This window comes from Corynebacterium sp. p3-SID1761 (assembly GCF_055862885.1).
Map to the genome: position 1 here is coordinate 37890 of NZ_JBSQBJ010000006.1, position 18995 is coordinate 56884.

Sequence of the window (18995 nt, forward strand, 5' to 3'; positions counted from 1 at the left end):
GATACACGATCACCGCGGGGTGCTTTTGCTGTTCCTAAGATCGCTACGATCCTGCCCCTCCCACTCCCTTCCCCTTTGCCACCCTATATGAGGTTAGGGTAGGCTCACTTTTACTATGTCACTGCAGCAGCTCGTATTGGATCCCTCAACCGCAAGCGACGCTTATCGCTCAGCGTTCGTCGACCATGAACTTGTTATGGCCCCTAGCGAACCCAAGCACCACATCATCCGCGCCACGGTGTGCAACGTCAGCGCTCCTGCACAACACCTCCGCCGCATTGTCATCGAATCCCCGGAACTAGTTGGTTTCAAACTCTCCGGCCCAGATGAATTCTTCGGGCTCTTTATGCCGCAAGTGGCCAGTGGCAAGCTTCATTTACCAATTCATGCCGGCGGCGCAAATATTCGCGCCAGCGTAGCTGCCATGCCAGATGAGCTACGTCCTCACCTGCGGTGGTACACCGTCCGCTCGCTGAATCCTGAGGCTGGACAGCTGACTTTTGACGTTGTGACGCATGGCGTCACTACCCCCAGCCATGAGACCGTTGGCCCTGGTCTCCGTTGGGTTTTGAGTGCCCAAACTGGCGATCAGGTGGCAATCTGGACCTGCCAGGGGCTATGGCATCGCGGGCGACGCTCCCAAACCTTGATCGCCGATCCGTCCGCAGCACCCTCAGTGCGCGCAATCCTGGAGTACACCCACGCATTCGCACCAGATCAATTGAAAGACATGCATGTCCGCATGATTGCCGAGAGCCCCAATGACCTAGAACCATTGCTCAACCCCAACTGGGAAGATGAATTGGGCAGCCTCGACATCCTGTTCGCCCCTTCTGAGAAATTTAGCGAAACCACCATTGCGCATTTGAGAGGGCTTGACCATTCTCAGCACCCTGCAACGCAGTCAAAGTACGTCTGGGTCGCGGGCGAGGGCCAGCTTTGCAAGGAAGTTCGGCATCATGCAATTTATACGTGGGGTCTCGATAGCGAATCCGTGCAGTGGTGCCCCTATTGGTTCCTCGGCAGGGCGCGCCCCTAATTAGCCACAATTCCTCGCGGCACAATGATCGGAGCCATACCGCGGGGATCTTCCCACACCTCGGCATTCAGGCCATATGCCTCGCGCAACACATCCACCGTCAGAGCCTCTTTCGGAGAACCCTCGGCGATCTTTTCCCCCTCCTTCATGACGATCATCTCGTCGCTAAAAGCTCCCGCCAGGCCAAGATCATGAAGCACGGTAATCACCGTCTTGCCCTCTTGAGCGAGCTCCCGCACGATACTTAGAATCTCTATCGCATGTGCCGGATCTAGGTACGTAGTCGGTTCATCCAACAGCACAATTGGCGTATCCTGCGCCAGCACCATCGCCATCCAGACCCGCTGCCGCTGGCCGCCAGAAAGCTCCGCCACGTCGCGGGCAACAAGATGGTCAACCTTCGTCTTCTTCAGCGCCTCGCGCACTTTTTCTTTATCTTCTGACGCCGTCGCTCCCCCACCCCAGAGCGATCGACGATAAGGGTGCCGTCCGCGTTCCACGAGTTCTCCAACAGTCAACCCCGCCGGACACAGAGGGTGTTGTGGCAAAAGTGCAATTAGTTGGGCGGCTTCGCGTGCCCCCAAACTATGCACGTCCTTATCCTCTGCAAGAACACGTCCTTCGGTGGGAGCAAGCAGCCGAGAAAGCGTCTTGAGCAGCGTTGACTTACCACAACCATTGGGACCTAAGAGCGTGGTGACCTTCCCGGGCTCTGCAGTGAAAGACACGTCCTTAACAATGCTTGGGCCGTCGTTGTAGCCCACGGTGACGTGATCAACTTGAACGTTCATTGAACCATTCCTTTCAGAGTTCCGCGACGGGCCGCCAACCACACAAGCAACACCAGCGCGGGTCCACCAATGATGGCGGTAACCAAACCCACAGGGGACGTAAATGGCAGTGCGCCCGCCACGACGGCGCACGCGGCCAATAGAGCGGAGCCTGCAAAAGTAGAGCACAGCGGATGGGGCGTGGGCGTTCCGGCCACCAGCTTGGCCAGCTGAGGAGCCAACAGTGCCACGAATCCAATTGGGCCGACAAAGGAAACCACCACCGCGACAATGCCCGTTGCGGCGATGAGCAAAATAGCGCGCACCCTCGTGACATCTACACCAAGTGTGGACGCGGTGGCGTCATCATGAGAAAGAAGAGGGACATCGCGCGTAACGCAGAGGCCTAAAACCACGAAGGGCAATAGGCCCAACACCATAGGCAACAAAGCTTCCGTACGCACAAAGCCGGTGGACCCAGCGAGCCAAGTTTGGGCATCCGTGGCACGAGTTAAGTCAGCCCTGAGCAGAAGATACTGCACTAAAGACTGCGTGAGGAACGACAGTGCCAGGCCGATGACCACTACGCGCTGCGACGTCCCGAAACCACCGAGTAGAACGAGCAAACCAACGATCACTAGTGCGCCAACCAAAGCGAGTGCAGCACGCCACCAGAACGTCGGCACCCCCTCACTCCATGCAGGGCGGGTGACTACGGTACCCGCCACAACCAAAACCGCCGCGCCGCCGGAGACACCGAGAATGTCCGGGCTGGCCAGCGGATTGCGAGCCATGGTTTGGGTCCACGCGCCGGCCAGCCCCAGCGCGGCGCCGACCAGAACGGTAGCGATTGCTACAGGCAGGCGGAGATCCCACACCACGTTGATTGCTTGCTGTGTTCCCCCACCGGTGAGAACCTCGATGACTTCCACCGGACTGAGCTTCACCGCACCTTGCCCCAGGATTAAGCAATAACAAAGGGCCGCTATGAGGGCGAACCCCGATGTGGCTGCCAGGACGCGTCTGCTTCGTGAACGCTTGATACTACGGATAGACGTCATATCGCTCATATCGCCAGCTCCGAGTCATTCGAGGTCGGTGAACTCTTCTTACGTCGCACCGCCAGAATCATCACTGGGGCGCCGACAATAGCTAGGACAATAGACATTTCCAGCTCGTTGGGCTGCAGGACGAAGCGGCCCACAATATCGGCTAGCAGTACAGCCGCACCGCCGACGATGGCAGTTGGTAGCAAGAGGCGGGTAAGTGCCGGGCCGGTAAACGGGCGTAGTAGGTGTGGCACGGCGAAGCCCACGAATGTCACAAGCCCCACGGTGGCAGTCGCCGAGCCGGCGAGGATGATCACCGCCGCGGCAGCCAACAAGCGGGTTCTCGTGGGCGAGCTGCCAAGGGAACGGGCGGAGTCCTCTCCCATCGCAAGTAGATCCAGCGGGCGTGCTACAAGCGCACCACATAGAGCACCTAGTGCTAGGCCTAAAGCAGCTAAGGCCACGTCTTCCATACCCCGCCCAGCCGTAGAGCCGACAGTCCAGCGACGGAGCCCTTCCAGGGTGTCGGAAGAATAGAGGCTCAGCATGTTCGTGGCCGCTTGTAGGGCAAAGGTAACTCCCACGCCCACCAGTACCAGAGTTAGCGGGTTACGGGATACGCGGGAAATCAACAGCACGATTAGAGCGGCGACGGCAGCTCCCACGAGCCCCACAAGTGTCCGCTCTCCGACCGTCGTTGCCCAGCCCAAGGTCAGTGCCGCGGCGACTGCAAAACTTGCTCCGGCGTTCACGCCGATAATGCCGGGATCTGCCAAGGGGTTGCGGGTCCAGCTCTGAGCAATGGCACCCGCCATAGCCAGGGCTGCGCCTGTGATCACAGCCAAGAGGGTACGCGGAACGCGCAAGTCCCAAATGATGCCGGACTGTTCAGCATTAATGCCGGACTGCGCGGACGGGTGCGGACCATGCATGAGGATGCTGGTCACCTCGCCAATGGAAAGATCTTTGGAACCCAAGTACAGGGAGACAACCAGCAGCAAAGCCAAACCAACGAGTGCGGCCGAAGTAAGCAAACGCCGGGAAAATACCAAAGAATGTCGAGTTCTTGACGCAGACACTTTCAACTAAATTGCGTCAGAGAACTTGTCGACTGCCCAGGGGATGGTCAATGGGTTCGGCATGCTCATTGCATTGCCCACGTTTTCGTCCATCCAGCGGACCTTGCCTTCGCGAACAACGTCCAGCTTGCTGAATGTTGGATCCTTCTTCAAGGTATCGGCGGCACCCTGATAATCAAGGACGAAGAGGTAATCGACATTGTTGAGGTCACTGTAGTTCTCAGGTGCGATGTCGCGGTAGAACTCGCCACCGTTACCTTCAAGCTCCTTCGGGATCTCGAAGCCCAGACTCTTGATAAACTGCCCACGACCGTCACCGGAGGTGTACAGGCCGATCTTTCCCTGATAAGGCATGACGATAGCCGCACGCTTGCCCTTGAGCTCAGGGTGCTGCTGTTGGAAATCATCGAAGGCCTTCTGCGTTTCTTCGACAAGCTTGTCGCCTTCTTCTTGCTTGTCTACAGCGCCGGCGATCTGGTTGACCTGATCCCGCCATGGGATCTGCCAGTCCGTGGCACCGTCTGGCTTAACGGTGGTTGGGGCGATGTCATTAAGCGCCTTCTTCGCCTGCGCGTCTACGGCAGAGTTCACCGCAATGATCTTGTCCGGATCAGCGGCGGAGATCTTCTCCAGGATTTCAGCAGTGAATCCATTGGCAGTACCGTAAACCACTTCAGGCTTGTTGTCGCCGAGCTTTTCGGTTGCCCATGGGCCGACGCCAGACGCATCAACATCTCCCTCAGCACCCCAGGGCGCTACGAGGACTGGTTGGATGCCAAGGGCAAGCAAGGTATCGCTGTCTCCCAGGCCAACTGCGGCGATGCGCTCGTCCCCGGTGTCCTCATTTTTTGACGCCGCCGCGTCATCGCCTCGGGAGCAACCAGACAGAACAAGAGTGGATGCTGCCAAGACAGCGGCGGTCTTCAGTGCCGCTCGACGGGTCAGCGAATTGTTTCGAAACATGTGGAAGCCTAACGTGTAAGGAACTCTTTGAAGCGCTGTAAAGTACCCGTAGCCCCAAAGGGCTGATGGCCTCTTTCAGCTACGGTGGATTCAGCAATCACGCCCATCTTACACAGGTTAGGCTAACCACACAAAAGGCTGCCCTAAGTTAATTATTTTGGGGGATGTGTGGCCGCCGATATGGAGGCAGCTCAGCCGCTAGGGGCCAGCCGACAGGGGGCACTTTAGAAACGGTTTAGCAAACCACCAAACGTCCGCCGCTCCTCCACACGCTTCGCCCGAGACAAATGTCCTGAGGTTCGCCCGACCACCGGCAGTTACCTACCTCCCCTCCCCACCTCGAACAGCTGGGCACTCCACCCCACCGCCTGCTGCGAACGCGCTACCGCACCCACGGCAGCCAGGTGCTTCGCAATTACACGGGCCGTGGGCAGCTGCGATCCATACAGAACGAGGCGTGATAAATCTTCCTCGTAGTCATGATCCTCGGCCCCGCTTTCCTGCAACACTGGGGTCACCAGGAACAGCTGCGCCCCAAAACGTAGTACGGCAGCTACCAGCTGTTGCAGCTCTATAGCTGGCCAACGCCGCCACGGATCAACCAGCACCACAGCATCTACCTGCTCACACAAAGTAGCCACTGTGCCAGCCCAATCCGCCCGGCGCACATCCTCACCGCTACGCCCAACCGTTGGAGCGTGCAGTGCACTATAGCGAGCACGATCCCGGCGGCGTGGAGCAATATCGCGCAGCATAACCTCCTCTGCGCTAGCCCCAGGCTCCGTCATCGCTGCAGTTGTTGCGCCTACTGAAATCCTTGCGTCATCTTCTGCCTCCGAAAACGACCCCAACACCACGGCGTTGGCCTGCGGTATCTTACGTAGAATCTCATCCGCATACACCGCCGCGGCCGGACCTCCCACCGCGCACCGAAGCGAGCCAGCATCCTGTCGCGCTAGTAGCTTGCTGCTCAGAATCTCCGCTGCGGCCGGGGCCGACCACTGAGCGCTGGAGGCCGCCTGTTCGTGTTCCTCCACGGCCAGTTGTGGCTGGGTTTGCACAATGTAGTCCCAGCGGTGCTCGCCCGTATCAGCCGGATTCTGCAGTGCCTGCCCTAGCTGGCCAAGTGCTGCGGTCTTGGCGGCTGCCGGCCCGGCAATCCAATCCCTTACTGGAGAATCCGGGTTTGCTAACTCGCTGCCCAGCGCAGTGAGGCCGATTCGAACCGCCCGTTGGTCCGCCACATCCTCCGCTGAGCTATCCAGTGCTGCATCCGCCGACAAAGTCACTAACCCCACTGCCTCCAAGTAACGCGCAATCCGGAGAGCCAGCTCCTGCTGCAGGCCAGTTGCTGCGGCCAGTTGATCCACTCGATCCGCGCCCTCATCAATCAGGCCAAAAATCCCCAACCCTACGGCTTGGCGCACCAGAATCGCCGACCCCATCTCGGTGAGTTCATGCAGCTCAATCACCGCATTACGGTGGCTCGTCACAGCCCCTGTCTCCGCCCCCTCACTGTCGCCCTGCGTAGCCGTCGCCCCTGCTTCCGATTGTGCCGGTGCCATTGCGCGCCAGTACCCCGTAATCTCCACGTTTTCCCGCGGAATCCCCAGAGCTCGAACCCAGCGTCGGATCGCCTTCAATCGCCCGGCCTCTCCCGCAGCCCATACATAGGGCATCGCGGCGGGCTCGGCCGCCCACTCTGGGTGTTCTCCGTACAACTCGGTAGCTTTCGCCACGAAGTCCCCGCCCTCGTCTCGCACCTGCCAGTGAATGTCCACCTGTGCTTCGAACTCCAGTCGCTGGATATGTGCCCGCGTGGCTACCTCAATAATCGCCACTGCCCTATACCCGGCGGGCAAAGACTCTATACAGCGAGCAATCGCCGGCAGCGCCGTCTCGTCGCCCACCATCAGTAGCCACGGAGTGTGGGTGGGCAGCGCTGCGCAAGACTTCGGCCCTGCGATATACAGGGGATCTCCCGGTCGAGCTCGTACGGACCAGTCCTCGGCCAGGCCTTGGCCATGCCGCGCGAAGTCTACGACGAGGCGGCCCTGGGAGGCGTCGAATGAACGGACGGTATATGTCCGAAACAGATCTTTGACCTCCTCTTGCCATAGCACCGTCGCGTCCTCCCGTGTGATGGGGTGAGGGCGCTCCCCGGTGGCCGGGTCTGGGAAGATGATGCGGATATCGTCGTCGAAACCATCGCTGACTAGCGGTGGTGCGTCTACGCCGAACGCACTATGGGCGCGTAGTTGTTCGCCCGTCAGAGTAATGCGACGCATCCCTGGTGTGATGTCCTCGATGTCATCGACCTGCAGTTCGCGGATCGTAATGGGGTAGATTTCCCTGTCTCGGCTATTCCTCGCCATGGTCATTCCTTTCTCGTTTCTGGGTTGGCGGTGTGCGGTGAGTCGGTGTGTAGCGGGTCAGTGCGCAGGGTCGGCATGCGGTGGGTCGATACCTGTCGCCTCGGGTGCTGGCCGGTCAGCCGAACTCTTGTCCAGCAGCCGCGGTGCCCATTGCTGGAAAACGTTCTTCCAGCCATCGGCTTTCACCAGCTGCGCGTGCGTAAGTTCAAGCTCGCTCACCTGCACCGGATACGCCCCCGGACGGCGCCTCCACGCAGCAGCCGGATCCCACTGCCCGTGTGCCACATCACTGTTGTTTTGCGTTGCCACCACTAGCTCGACCCGGCCTTCGTAGCTGGTGGGTGCTGCTGTGTGTAGCAACTGCATGCAGAAACGGATGTTGCTTTCTATATCGACGCCCACAGTACCCAATTCGTGTGACATCCCATCGGCACGCGCAATTGCCCGAACGTCGTAGTCACCAAAGGCTGTCCTGCCATCGGGCGTGCCCGGCGGCAAGGAATGCGTACCGGAGCTGGGGCTGCTGCCGCTGGGGTAGGCGTCAAGAATTCCTAAGAACCGCACCTCATAGCCCCGGCGCTGCAACGCGGCAGCGATGTTTTCAGCCACCACGCCACCGAAGGAGTAGCCCACCAACGTGAAGGGTCCTTCTTGTTGCTCGGCCAGGATCTGTTCGGTGTAGAGCTCCGCTAGCTCGGCCAGTGTTTCCACCTGGGGTAGCGGGGACGGTAGTTCGATCAGGCGGGTGTCGAACTCAGTGTCCGCCAGAAGGCTGGCCAGCGGGGCGAAGGCCAAGCCATGTCCGCCGATCGGATGGAGGCACCACACCGGGCGGCGTTGCGAATGCTCTGCAGTCTGTAAGCGCTGGGATTGCTGCGGCTTCGGCGGCTGCTTAGCCTTCATAGCTCCACCAGTGCCCTGCCCCAGCCGTTCCGCGATGGCTGCCGGAGTACCAGCATCCACAATGTCCTGGATCTTCAACTGCATGCCCTGCTTGCGCAGCACACCCATCAAACGCATGGCCAGCAGGGAGTCACCACCGGAGGTGAAGAAGTTCTCTTCGGGGCCGATCGGGTTGCCTAGCAAGCTCTCCATGGCGGCCTGCACCTGGGCGCATACGGGGTTGTCCTCAGAAAGCTCCCGGTTACCAGTATTGCACCTATCCGCTTCCTCTACTTCGCTGTGCCCATCTACTTCTATTTGCCCGTCCGCTGGCTCCTCAAACTCGCCGCGCTCCGGAAGCAACTCCACCAACCGGAGATCCCTACCGGTGGCGGCGTCGCACAGTGCATTGAGGAATGTGCCGAACCACCTCGCGGCGGCGTCAGGAAGAATGCGTTCCACCACATCCGGACGGTGCACCAGCGTAATTTCCAAAACGTCCCCGGGCGGGCACACGACAGTCAGCGGGTAATGCGTGCGACCGCTGGTGCGCAGCCCCTGGATGCGCAGGCACGACTCGGAGGTCTCCACTGTGTGTGGACCGCTCGGTGCACCGTAGTGTGCGTGATGGTCGTACACCACCGCGGTGTCGAACAACGGTGCACTTCCCACCAGGGTCTCGATCTCCTGTAGCGGCGTGGTCTGGTTCTCGCTGATCAGCGCCATGGTATCTGCCACCTGTCGCACGGTATGGCGCAGCGTGTGCCCCGGTTCGAGTTGTACGTGCAACGGGAGTGTGGTGATGAACATGCCCACCGCACTAGCCATTCGCGGCTGCTCCGCGGACCGGCCGGAAAGAGTCACCCCCGTAGTCACTCGGCGCCCACCATGCAGCGCAGCCAGCGTGAGCAACCATGCGGTTTGTACCAGTACACTGGGTGTGGTTCCTAGGCTCGCCGCGGCGGTTGCCACCCGCCCATCTGTGTCGCGGTGCAGTACGTGCGGCACCTCTGGGGCTTCTGTTGTGCTCTTTTTACTTGACGCCACCGGCCGCAAGCCAGCAATCACACCTCCGTGCTCGCCTGTGCGGCTGGCCTCATGGGGCTGATCGGTGCCGGTGAAAATCTGTTGCCAGGCGCGGTGTTCCCGCTCCAGTTGTTCGGCGCTGCGTTGGCACAGGCTTCGGGCAAATTCCGCGAAGGAGGGCGCGGGGTCCAGATCCTCGCCGCTTAGCAGTCGCTGCAAATCCTGCAGCATCACGGCGGTGGACCAGCCATCGGTGAGGACGTGATGGCTGCCCAGCACAAGTGTGGCAGGGCGGTTGGTTTCTAGTCGGTTACTCTCTGGCAACAGCACCAGGTCTGCGGTGACTAGCGGGCCGGATTCCAGGTCCACGGCGCGGTGGCCACGCAACTCCCGTAGCTGTTCCACGAACGCATGCGCTGCAGCCGGTGAGAAGTCTCTGCAATCGTGGATTGTCCAGGGCAGATCGAGCCGCTCCGGAATCAGCATCAGCGGGAGGTCGCTGCAATCGAACACGGCGCGCAGTGCTGCGTGGCGGCGCAGAATTGCCCGCATCGACTGGTGGATAAGCTCTGGGGAGGCCACACCAGTAAGGTCCACGGCGGCGGCAATAACGTAGCGGTCGGTTCCGGCCAATCCGTGGAACAGCAGCCCCTGCTGGGAAGCAGTAGCCGGGACAATGTCTTCCAGGGGACCGTGGGCGGCTTCCAGGGAGCGCAGATGAGCAACGCTGAGGGTCGGTGTGGGCTGGTTGGTTGAGCTGTGGCCTAGCCGAGGGTTCGTCGGCTGTGTATCGAATGCCCGGTAGTCGCTAGGTAGTGCTTGGCGCAGTACCAACCGATCCGCGACCAGCAGGTCCCGCGCCGCACGCTGTAGCTGTTCGTGCAGTTTCTCCAGCACGGTCGGGGATGCATCCCTGAGTGCTGCCAGGTCCGCCACGTATTCCACGTCTGCGCCGTCCGAGGTGAGGAAGACATTTATCGTCAGAGCCTCCGTCATCCGCCGGTCGTCGGATTCCAACACGCCGAAGCTCTCCTCCGGCTGGGCATCCAGAACATTAATCACCACACGACGGTTTGGAGGGCACGAAGCTGGATCCCACGGCTGAGCCTGCGACTCGGCCTCGCGCCCAGCGCGAACCCACGCTGCCATAAACCTCGGAGAATTGGCGGATGAATGAACGGAGGCACCGTCAGCCCTCGCAGAGAAAGCCCAACGCTCCTCCGTAGTGAACCAACCGATCAGCTCCATGCAATCCACCGCGCTACCGGTGCTGCCATAGTCACCAGAACGAGTGGCACCGGTGCCGCCATCGCGGCCGTGCCCTTCCACCACCAGCTGAAGCTCGGTCAAACCTACGGCCTGCAGCGCTTGCGCTAACAATGACACCACCACGACCTGTCGGTCTGTTCGAAAACGCTGCGCCAGCTCGGCACTCATCGCCGCAGCATCCGGCATCGCAATTTTTCGCCACATCATCGTGGCCTGCCCCCGTGGGCATAGCAGTTTCTCCGGCAACTCCGGCAAGACCGACAGCTCCGCCGATCCCGGTGGCACGTTCTGCACGGCCTGGTGCTCCACGGCACGCTGCATCCCGTGGGCGCGCAGGAGGCCGGTGAGCGCGGGAAGCTTCACGTTGGCGTCAATTAATACAGCATTCCACTCGCGCTGCAGGTTCGGCCAGGACAGCGCATCGATCGCCAGGTGGTGCACCATCACCAGCGCGCCTTCCCTGCACAGTCCGACCTGCCACATCACTCCACCATCGGGGGCTATGCCGGCGGCCAGCTGCTCCACCGGATCTGGGCCGTCCGGCGCAAGCTCCACCACAATCTCCTCGGCGTTAGCCAGTGGCACACGCGGGATCAGCTGCACTACGTTGTCCCAGTCCAGCAACATCCGCAGGCTCGCATGCCGGCGCTGAAGCACCTCCACCGCGCGTAGCACATCGGCTTGGCCGCACCCGGGTGGCATATCTAGCCACCGGTACATCACGTGGCGACGCATCGCATGCACGGTGGGCGCAGCTGCAATCTGCGTGCGTGCCACCGGACTCCACGGCAATACACCCCAATCCAGCCATTGATTGTCCCCATTATTGGATCTCGAATTACCCCCCTTGCCCAGGTCTTCACCAGAACTAAGGAAGGTCGGGCGCGCAGCCTGCGAAACCTGGGGAGCCTGCGGATTCTGCGGAGGACGGAAGTCTAATGGGATCTGCGCTAACGCAATGCCGCCCATTAGGTCCTTCGGCTGCAACAGCAGCCCCTGCTGACGTGCGCGAGAGGCCACATGAAGAGCAGCAATACTCTCCCCTCCCAAACTGATGAAGTCCTGATCAGGATCAGTCTGCTGCGGCGGTAGATGGAGAACATCACACACCGTGCGATGCAGCAGGAGGTGGGCAGGGTCGAGCGGCGCAAGCGGGTCGTTTTTACCGCTTGTAGTTGCGTTACCTGCGCTAGAGACCTCCACGGGTTCGGTCGCCTCGGGAGCTGCGGTATCCTCCTTCGCACCAGCGGTCGGCGGCTGCAGTCCGTATCCGGCGATGGCCTCCCGGTCGATCTTGCCGGAGGTGGTGGTGGGCAGCGCTCGCACTGGATGGATGCGCCGGGGGATCGCCGCGGCGGGTAAAGCAGCTTGCAACTGGTGCCGGATAGCGGTCAGATCTGAAGCGTCCATGGGCCAATCCCCTACCACCGCAGCAACCAACACAGTGGCCTGCCCACTGCGATTCAGTGGTGCCACGGCGCAGTGCCGCACGCCGTTCACGCTGGCTAGTACAGCTTCCACTTCGGCCAGCTCCACGCGCTGCCCATTGATCTCGACTTGCTCATCGGCACGCCCCAGAAACTGGTAGCCCCGCCCAGGAATCCATCGTGCCCGATCCCCGGTGCGGTAAATGCGCTCCGGAGCCCGACGCGGGTCGATGCGAACGTCCTCCTTGAACGCCGCATCGGTGGCCTCCGGAAGGCCACGGTAGCCGAGTGCCAGCTGTGGACCGGCTAGAACCAGTTCGCCTACTTCTTGGTCTCCTACCAGCTGCAGGGCGTTATCCACCAGGTAGGCACGCATACCGGCAACGGGCCGCCCCAGGTGTGCCACGCCCGGCTCCACTCGGGCCAAAAGGGCATCTACAGTGCTTTCGGTGGGGCCATAGGCATTGACGACCTCCAGGCCGGTGGCCGCCAGGTGATCCCACAGCTCAGCGGGCAGCTCTTCGCCACCCAAAACCACTAACTGCAGGCTCGGTACTTTCTCCAATAACTGCGCGGCCAACAACGCCTTCATCATGGAGGGAGTCGTATCCACCACATTGATCTGCTGTGTAGCGAAGTGTTCCACCAGCTTGTCTGCATCCCCAGTGGCCTGTTCTGGGTAGAGGTGCACGTCGTGGCCCGCCAGCAGCCACAGCAACTGGTCGAATGCTGCATCGAAACTGAAAGACGCCGTATGCGCCACCACCGCGTGCGGCCTGTCGTACAATCCGCTGCGGTGTTGGGCAAACAGAGAGCTAATGGCACGGCGGGGAACCTCCACGCCCTTGGGCTTGCCGGTGGATCCAGAAGTATAGATCAGGTAGGCCAATTGCTCTGGGTCTGGACAGGCTGCCGATTCCGCGGACCGTTCTACGACGTTCTCCTCCGAGGTGGTACTGCCCAAGGCTAGGGCGTAGCGGATGGCCGCCGCATCCACACTAGCTACCGGTTCAGCGTTCGCATGGATTTGCTCACGTCGCTGGGCAGGACTGGTGGGATCGATATAGACGAAGGGCACACCCGCGGCGAAAGCGGCTAGCACAGCAAGGGCCAATTCGCGCCCCCGCTCCATCTCGAGAGCGAGCACTGGTCGCGCCCTATCTTGCTCGGTGACTTGTTCCGCCTGGCGCCACCTGTCGCTTCCCAGAACCTCACGGCGAAAGTAACTAGCCAGGCGATGTACTGCAGCGTGGAGATCCTTGCTGTTCAGCACTGCAGCGCCCAGTATCTCGCGATCCAACATCTCAGTTCCGGGCTCGGTATCCCAGCCATCGGCAGTGTGAACCACCAGATGTGCCTGTGTGTGGTTTCGCAGCGTGGACAAAGCGGTGCTCAGAGCGTCCTGCGATCGGCTATTTTCGGCCACTTCGACACCTTGGGCGCGCCGCTGCTTTAACATTTCCACGCGCCGTCTCTGGCTATGCAGTGGCAGCTCCCCGATCTTTCGGGATGTGTCTTCAAGCGCCTGACACGTGAACTCCCGCAGTGCCTCCAACCGAGCCCGCGCATGCTCGGCACTCACGCGGGCCGGATCCGTCTCAAAAGCCATGTCCAGTCCGCCATCCTCGGCCGGGGTGAGCACCAATCCCAAATCCTCCGGCGGCCCACCCGCCACATTGCGCAACCGCCCCGGAACCCCCGCGAAATCCGCCCGGGTGGTGAAGGCCTTAGCATTCACTCCCACTCCGTGTAGCACGTCAGCCACCCGGGAGTCCCCCGTGATCTGCGGTAGGCTCTCTCCACGCAGTCGCTGGTGGGCCAGTAGACCATGCAGCGACTCCACCGCATGGTGTAGATACTCCTGCACCGTTTGTTGATTGTCGACGTTGACTCGCAGTGGCAGCACATTGACGGCCATTGCAGGCGTGCGGAGCTCTCGCGTATGCGAGCGTGCCATCACGGGCACAGCCAGGAATTGTTCGCTGGTCGAGCGTGGAGCCAACAGACGGTGAACAAACGCCCCGTACAGTGCGATCATGAGCTCTACCCACGTAATCTGCTCATCAGTAGCGGCTTTCGTGGCCTTCTCCATGATCTCCGGCCCCAGGCGCATGGTGGTGGTGATTGTGGTTTGCCCTGTGCCTTCTGCCTTTGTGGCCGTATTCATCGTGGCGCGCTCAGCAACTTCCGGAAGCTGTGCGAGTACGGACGTCCAATACTGTTTATCCCGGGTATGCTCCGCGGATTCGCGGTACTCCTGATCCAGCGCCACCAGTTCGGACAGCGAAGCTGCCCGGAATGGACGAGCCTGCTTTCCTGCCACGCGAGCGGTATAAATCTGACTAAGGCGACGCGTGAGCAGGGAAGCCGAGAAGCCATCGACAATAAGGTGATGATAAAGCTGGACAACCCAGGTCTCGGTGACGTCGAGAAGAATAATGACATAACGACACAACGGTTGATCCACCATGGTGCGCATCGTCTCGGCACATTCGGCGCGTAGCGCATCTACCCAGGCTTCCGCGCTGCGCTGGGGATCCGCGGCGTGCCGCACGTCGATCACGCGGTCGACCCCGGGGCCTTCCTGTACCACGGATTGTTGCGGGGTAAGGCCATCCGTCGTGACGCGCACGCGCAATGTCTCAGCTTCCTGTTGCAGCTGTGCGATGGAGTGCTGCAGAGTTTCCAGCTCGATGTGCCCTGGCCCCAGGTGCAGTACCTCACCAACCACGTAGTAGGGCGATTCGGGGTTGAGTTTTTGGGCGTTCCAGACACCGTATTGAGCGCTCGTTAACGGCAGCGTAGAAGACAAGTCAAGTTCCTTGTGAGTCGGCGGGCGGCAGCGGGGAGGCGAGTGAGAGAACAAGAAAGGGCATAAGAAAACACCCCACGCTGCCACACCGGGCGACACATTCGCGAGGGGTGCTGGAGAAAAAGAGACTAAGAGATCTCTTTCAAGGTAGGCTTGACCTGCTCCAATACCCATGCACGGGACAGGGCGGTCGGCGTGTTCAGGCCAGCAACCACAGCCTCGTTACCCGCCAGGGTGGCGCCGGACTTGACCTGCGGCAGGTCTGAGTAGCCCGGGATCTTCTCCACCTCCGCGATGTCACCGGTGCGGTTATAGATCACCATGAAGTCCGCAGCCAGGGCGGAGACGTTTTCTGGCGACAGAGTCACGCGCCCCTGCTGTACCTCGATTGAGCCGTCGGTCAGAGATTCCGGGAACTTCATACCCAGGTCGTAGATAAAGGAGGCTCCTGGATCCTTCGGGTCGGCCACAGCTCCAAAGGATCCCTGAGCGAACTGGGAGACCACACCGGTCTTACCCTCGATATTCGGCAGCTCGGACTTCGCATCGGAGAAGACTTTCTCATCCTGGTCGATGACTTCTTGAGCTTTATCTTCCTTGTTGAAGATCTTGCCGAGCTCCTTCAACTGCGACTTCCAGCTGATCCCCTCACCCTCGGTGCCAATACCACCCAGAGTGGGCGCGATCTCGGAGAGCTGTGTGTAGTTATCCTCGGAGATCGTCCAGTAGTCCCCGACGATGAAATCCGGAGCAGCGGCGGCGATCTCTTCCTTCGGCAGAGTCTTGAAATCGGTCTGCTTGATAATCTCCACGCCATCCAACTTGCCGTCGCGCCACGGGGCATTCATGTCCTTAGCAGACACCACCACGGCGGAGGGCTTGATGCCCATAGCCAGCAGGTTGTCGATGGCTGGACCAATGGCAACGACGCGCTCGGGGTTTACGGGGTATGTGTCTTCCCCCCAGGCGTGCTTGATGTTGACTTCGGAGGCATTATCGCCGGAATTCGCTGCGGAGTTTGCGCCTGAGAAAGTATTTTCCGCCTTGTCATCTGCATCGGAGCTGCAGGCTCCCAACACCAGGGTAGTGGAGAGCACGGCGATGCTGAGCGCACGGACAACGTTTGAGTTCTTCATTCTGAATGGGTTTCCATTTCACTAAACAAACAAGATTAGGTAAGGCTACCATCACCAAGGGTAGGCTAACAAGGGCAATCTGAGACTTTTTAACTTAATTTGGATCGGGGAGGGCACGACGATCCAGCTTCCCATTACTGCTCAGCGGCAATGCCTGCAGAGCCACTACACGGCTGGGAACCATGTACTCCGGTACTGATTCGCGCAGCACAGCAGCCACCTCCGTAGGCGGTAGTACCACTGCTTCCTGATCCCACACCACATAGCCCACCAGCACTGGTGAATCCTCGCCAACGACACGACTGGCCGCCTGCCGCACACCAGGAACCCGTCGCAGCGCCGCATCTACCTCTCCCAACTCCACTCGGTTGCCCCGGATCTTCACCTGGTCACCCACCCGACCTACGAATTCCAGCAACCCCACCTGGTTCCATCGTGCTAGATCTCCGGTGCAGTACATTCGGCCGCCATCAACCTGTGGGTACCAACTGGGCACAAAAGATTGTGCCGTTAGCTCCGGGCGGCGCCAATAGCCAGTAGCCACCTGCACCCCGGCAATGCAGAGCTCACCCACCTGGCCAGGATCGGTAACCTCTTTCCCATCCTCAGCGCGCAGATAACTGCTCACATTGTCTTGAGGCAGACCCAACAGCGACGGTTGCCGACCATCCCCCGCGCTGGATCCCGCCAGCTCAGCCAGCAATTCCTCGGTATATTCAACCCACAGCACATCCATCGCGGCCTCCGTGGGCCCATAAAGTCCATGCACCCGGCAACCGATCTGTCGCAGGCACCGTTCTGCCAGCGCACTGGGCACAGCCTCGCCACCTAGCAGCAGATGCTTGAGCCCAGCCAACCTTTCCAGAGGCTCACCCATGTCGTCCATGACATCCAACAGCGTGCCGAGCATACTCGGCACCATCGACAGCACACTGACCTGGTAATCCACCAGCAAATCCAAAAAGCCATCGATATCCCCCATCCACCACTGTGAATCGGGCATCACCACCGTTCCACCATTAGCCAGGGGGTTCAGGATCTCCGCGATACCCACATCAAACACCGCCGGCGCCTTCTGCAGCACACGAAGTTCCTCGCCAGGCCCCACGATCCGGGCGCTCCATTCCAAATGGCAGGCTACGCCACGGTGAGTATTCACCACCGCCTTCGGCCGCCCGGTCGAACCTGAGGTGAACGTGATGTAACAGGGATCCTCCGGGCAAATGTCCGTGTTCACCTCCAACAGCGCACCGCTCACCTGCAGCGAGCCACCCGATCCATCTATATTTTCGCGGTCACACTCTGCGCCACCAATCCACACTTCAGCGGCGCAAGCTTCGGCGACGACTCGGCGCAGCTCCTGTTCCGCAGACTGCTCCACACCGAGCAACATCACCAGCTCCGGCTGAAGATCTTCCAGCTGCCAACGCAAACGCTCTGTTGGAGAATCCACCTCCAATGGACAATAGACTGCGCCCGAGTGAAGAATCCCTGCCACCATTACCGGTAGCCGAGTATCCCGGCGCGCCAGTACCGCGATCCGGTCCCCTCTACCCAGCCCGCGGCTGCTAATACTGCCGGCCACTCGCCTGGCACCTCTAGCCAGTTCTGGCCAAGTAATGGCCCCAGCAGGCCCCGTAACCGCTAGCCGTGGGCTATCTACCCCACACTCCTGGACTGCCGCACAAATCATCGCATCCACCGTGGCATAGCGCTGCTTCACTCGGCGGCCATGAGGCCGCGGTGCTGGAAATGCACTCATGAACGCACCTCCGCCCGAACCCCAGCCTGCACCCCAGCCCGCATGCCAGCCTGCACATCGGCGGCATTATCGCCCAGGCCGTCCCCTACACCGAGCCCAGCTACTACCCGATCGGAAAGCTCGCCCAGGCAGCTCAGGTTCGCAAACCCCGGCCCCTGGCGCATACCTGCCAGTGCCGGAACAAACAGGTGCGGAACCAATCCCTCCACTGCCAGATCTGCCCCAATACTGGCCTCCCAGGCCGGAACGGAGCTCAGCGCTGCATCGGACTGGTTGCCTAGTGCGCGCTCCAGGAGGAGGCGCACCTGTGGCGTCATCACATCACAGAACCACAAGGGCCTACCACCGCGAGCGTCAATGACGAGATCGCACAGCTCGGTGTAGGAGCCACACACTTCATCATCAATATGCACCCGCAGTCGAAAATCAGCGTCCGGCGAGCTCGCCAGCTCCACACGGCGGACAACGCCACGGCGATGTGCCACGCGATCATCGGAATCTAACACCTGCTGCACCCGCACAGAAAGCACCCCACGGTCGGTTCTGCGGATGAAGTCTCTACGCGCTGCTTCGCTGAGTGTCACCCATTTGCGCGGATCTGTATACAACTCGTTTTCGAATTGACTCTCCCCACGACTGAACATCGTGGCCAGGGGCGATACGGCCAGAGCTTCCTCAATATTGAGGTGAATTAGCTGGTCCAACACGGAAGCTGCAGATTCCCCAGTACCGATCACCACAACACGAGGGACCTCGGGGAGGCTTCCACGCGCCTTGAGATCCCAAAATTCTGCCACAGAGAGCACACCCGGAACATCCGAAATTTTGCCGTCGCTACGGCCAGGGCCGGTAACGAGCACACTATCGGCCTCCAGAGTGAACTCGGCGCCACGTGTGTCCTCGGCAGTGAGGCGCCACCGGCAGGGCTGGGAGGCAGTGCCGGTGGCCGTGCCCGTAGGGCTAGTGGCACTACTTTCAGTGGTCACGTCGAGTAGCCGCACCGTTGCTGGAACCACCCGCATTCCCATCTTTTGCGCCGCCCACTCCAGGTAGCTAGCCCACAGGTAGTGCGGTGGGTTGGGGTGGCCACGGTCGATCCAAGAGGCATAACGATCCGACTCCGTAAGGAAGCGCACCCAGCTAAGCCCCAGCATGCTCCGGTCCACGGCCTCGTTGAGCTCGCCCGCGATGCGCGTGCGGTAGGGAAATCCCAGATCTTTATCGGGCGAGGTTCCCAGCAACTGCCGCCCGTCCGTCCACCCACCGCAAGGCTTCCAATTACCGCCAATGCCGTGCGGATCCAGCACGGTTACTTCCGGGGTTGGAACGCCCAGGCTGCGCAGAGCGTGGAGTTTCGCCTGAACGGCTAGCGCTTTTGGCCCCGCTCCGATGATCGCCAATGATTT

Annotated in this window: 10 protein-coding genes; 1 reads left to right on the forward strand and 9 read right to left on the reverse strand. The window is 60.7% G+C overall.

The genetic code is table 11. The features are described from left to right. Positions 1 to 115 precede the first annotated feature (115 nt). Positions 116 to 1039 carry a siderophore-interacting protein gene (locus ACWXWJ_RS04850; protein WP_473963705.1) on the forward strand — a complete coding sequence of 308 codons (924 nt, stop codon included), beginning with the start codon at positions 116 to 118 and terminating at the stop codon, positions 1037 to 1039. Here ACWXWJ_RS04850 and ACWXWJ_RS04855 read toward each other — a convergent pair. The 9 genes from ACWXWJ_RS04855 to ACWXWJ_RS04895 all read right to left on the reverse strand — a co-directional run bounded on the left by ACWXWJ_RS04855 (position 1036) and on the right by ACWXWJ_RS04895 (position 18989). Further along, positions 1036 to 1830: an ABC transporter ATP-binding protein gene (locus tag ACWXWJ_RS04855; protein ID WP_473963706.1), complete on the reverse strand. Its 795-nt coding sequence runs from the start codon at positions 1828 to 1830 to the stop codon at positions 1036 to 1038. The two genes, ACWXWJ_RS04850 and ACWXWJ_RS04855, sit on opposite strands and share 4 nt — an antisense overlap. Then, positions 1827 to 2879, reverse strand: a complete 1053-nt coding sequence (locus tag ACWXWJ_RS04860) for a FecCD family ABC transporter permease (RefSeq protein WP_434826288.1) — start codon at positions 2877 to 2879, stop codon at positions 1827 to 1829. The genes ACWXWJ_RS04855 and ACWXWJ_RS04860 overlap by 4 nt, the downstream gene beginning before the upstream one ends. After that, positions 2876 to 3892 (reverse strand): FecCD family ABC transporter permease, encoded by a 1017-nt coding sequence (locus ACWXWJ_RS04865; protein WP_448307983.1) that lies wholly within the window; start codon positions 3890 to 3892, stop codon positions 2876 to 2878. Before ACWXWJ_RS04865 ends, ACWXWJ_RS04860 begins: the two co-directional genes overlap by 4 nt. Positions 3893 to 3943: 51 nt before the next feature. Further along, the gene (locus ACWXWJ_RS04870; protein ID WP_473963707.1) at positions 3944 to 4900 is read right to left on the reverse strand and encodes an iron-siderophore ABC transporter substrate-binding protein; all 957 of its coding nucleotides are present in this window, start codon (positions 4898 to 4900) and stop codon (positions 3944 to 3946) included. 317 nt (positions 4901 to 5217) lie between these two features. After that, positions 5218 to 7275 (reverse strand): siderophore-interacting protein, encoded by a 2058-nt coding sequence (locus ACWXWJ_RS04875; RefSeq protein ID WP_473963708.1) that lies wholly within the window; start codon positions 7273 to 7275, stop codon positions 5218 to 5220. A 57-nt stretch (positions 7276 to 7332) separates the two neighbouring features. After that, on the reverse strand, positions 7333 to 14691 hold the full coding sequence (locus ACWXWJ_RS04880; protein ID WP_473963709.1) for a condensation domain-containing protein: 7359 nt from the start codon (positions 14689 to 14691) through the stop codon (positions 7333 to 7335). A gap of 128 nt (positions 14692 to 14819) precedes the next feature. Beyond that, entirely contained in the window at positions 14820 to 15827 is a 1008-nt protein-coding gene (locus ACWXWJ_RS04885; protein WP_473963710.1) for an ABC transporter substrate-binding protein, read from the reverse strand. 94 nt (positions 15828 to 15921) lie between these two features. Then, the gene (locus tag ACWXWJ_RS04890) at positions 15922 to 17589 is read right to left on the reverse strand and encodes an amino acid adenylation domain-containing protein (RefSeq protein WP_473963711.1); all 1668 of its coding nucleotides are present in this window, start codon (positions 17587 to 17589) and stop codon (positions 15922 to 15924) included. Beyond that, positions 17586 to 18989, reverse strand: a complete 1404-nt coding sequence (locus tag ACWXWJ_RS04895) for a SidA/IucD/PvdA family monooxygenase (RefSeq protein ID WP_293791609.1) — start codon at positions 18987 to 18989, stop codon at positions 17586 to 17588. Before ACWXWJ_RS04895 ends, ACWXWJ_RS04890 begins: the two co-directional genes overlap by 4 nt. Between the last annotated feature and the right edge of the window lie 6 nt (positions 18990 to 18995).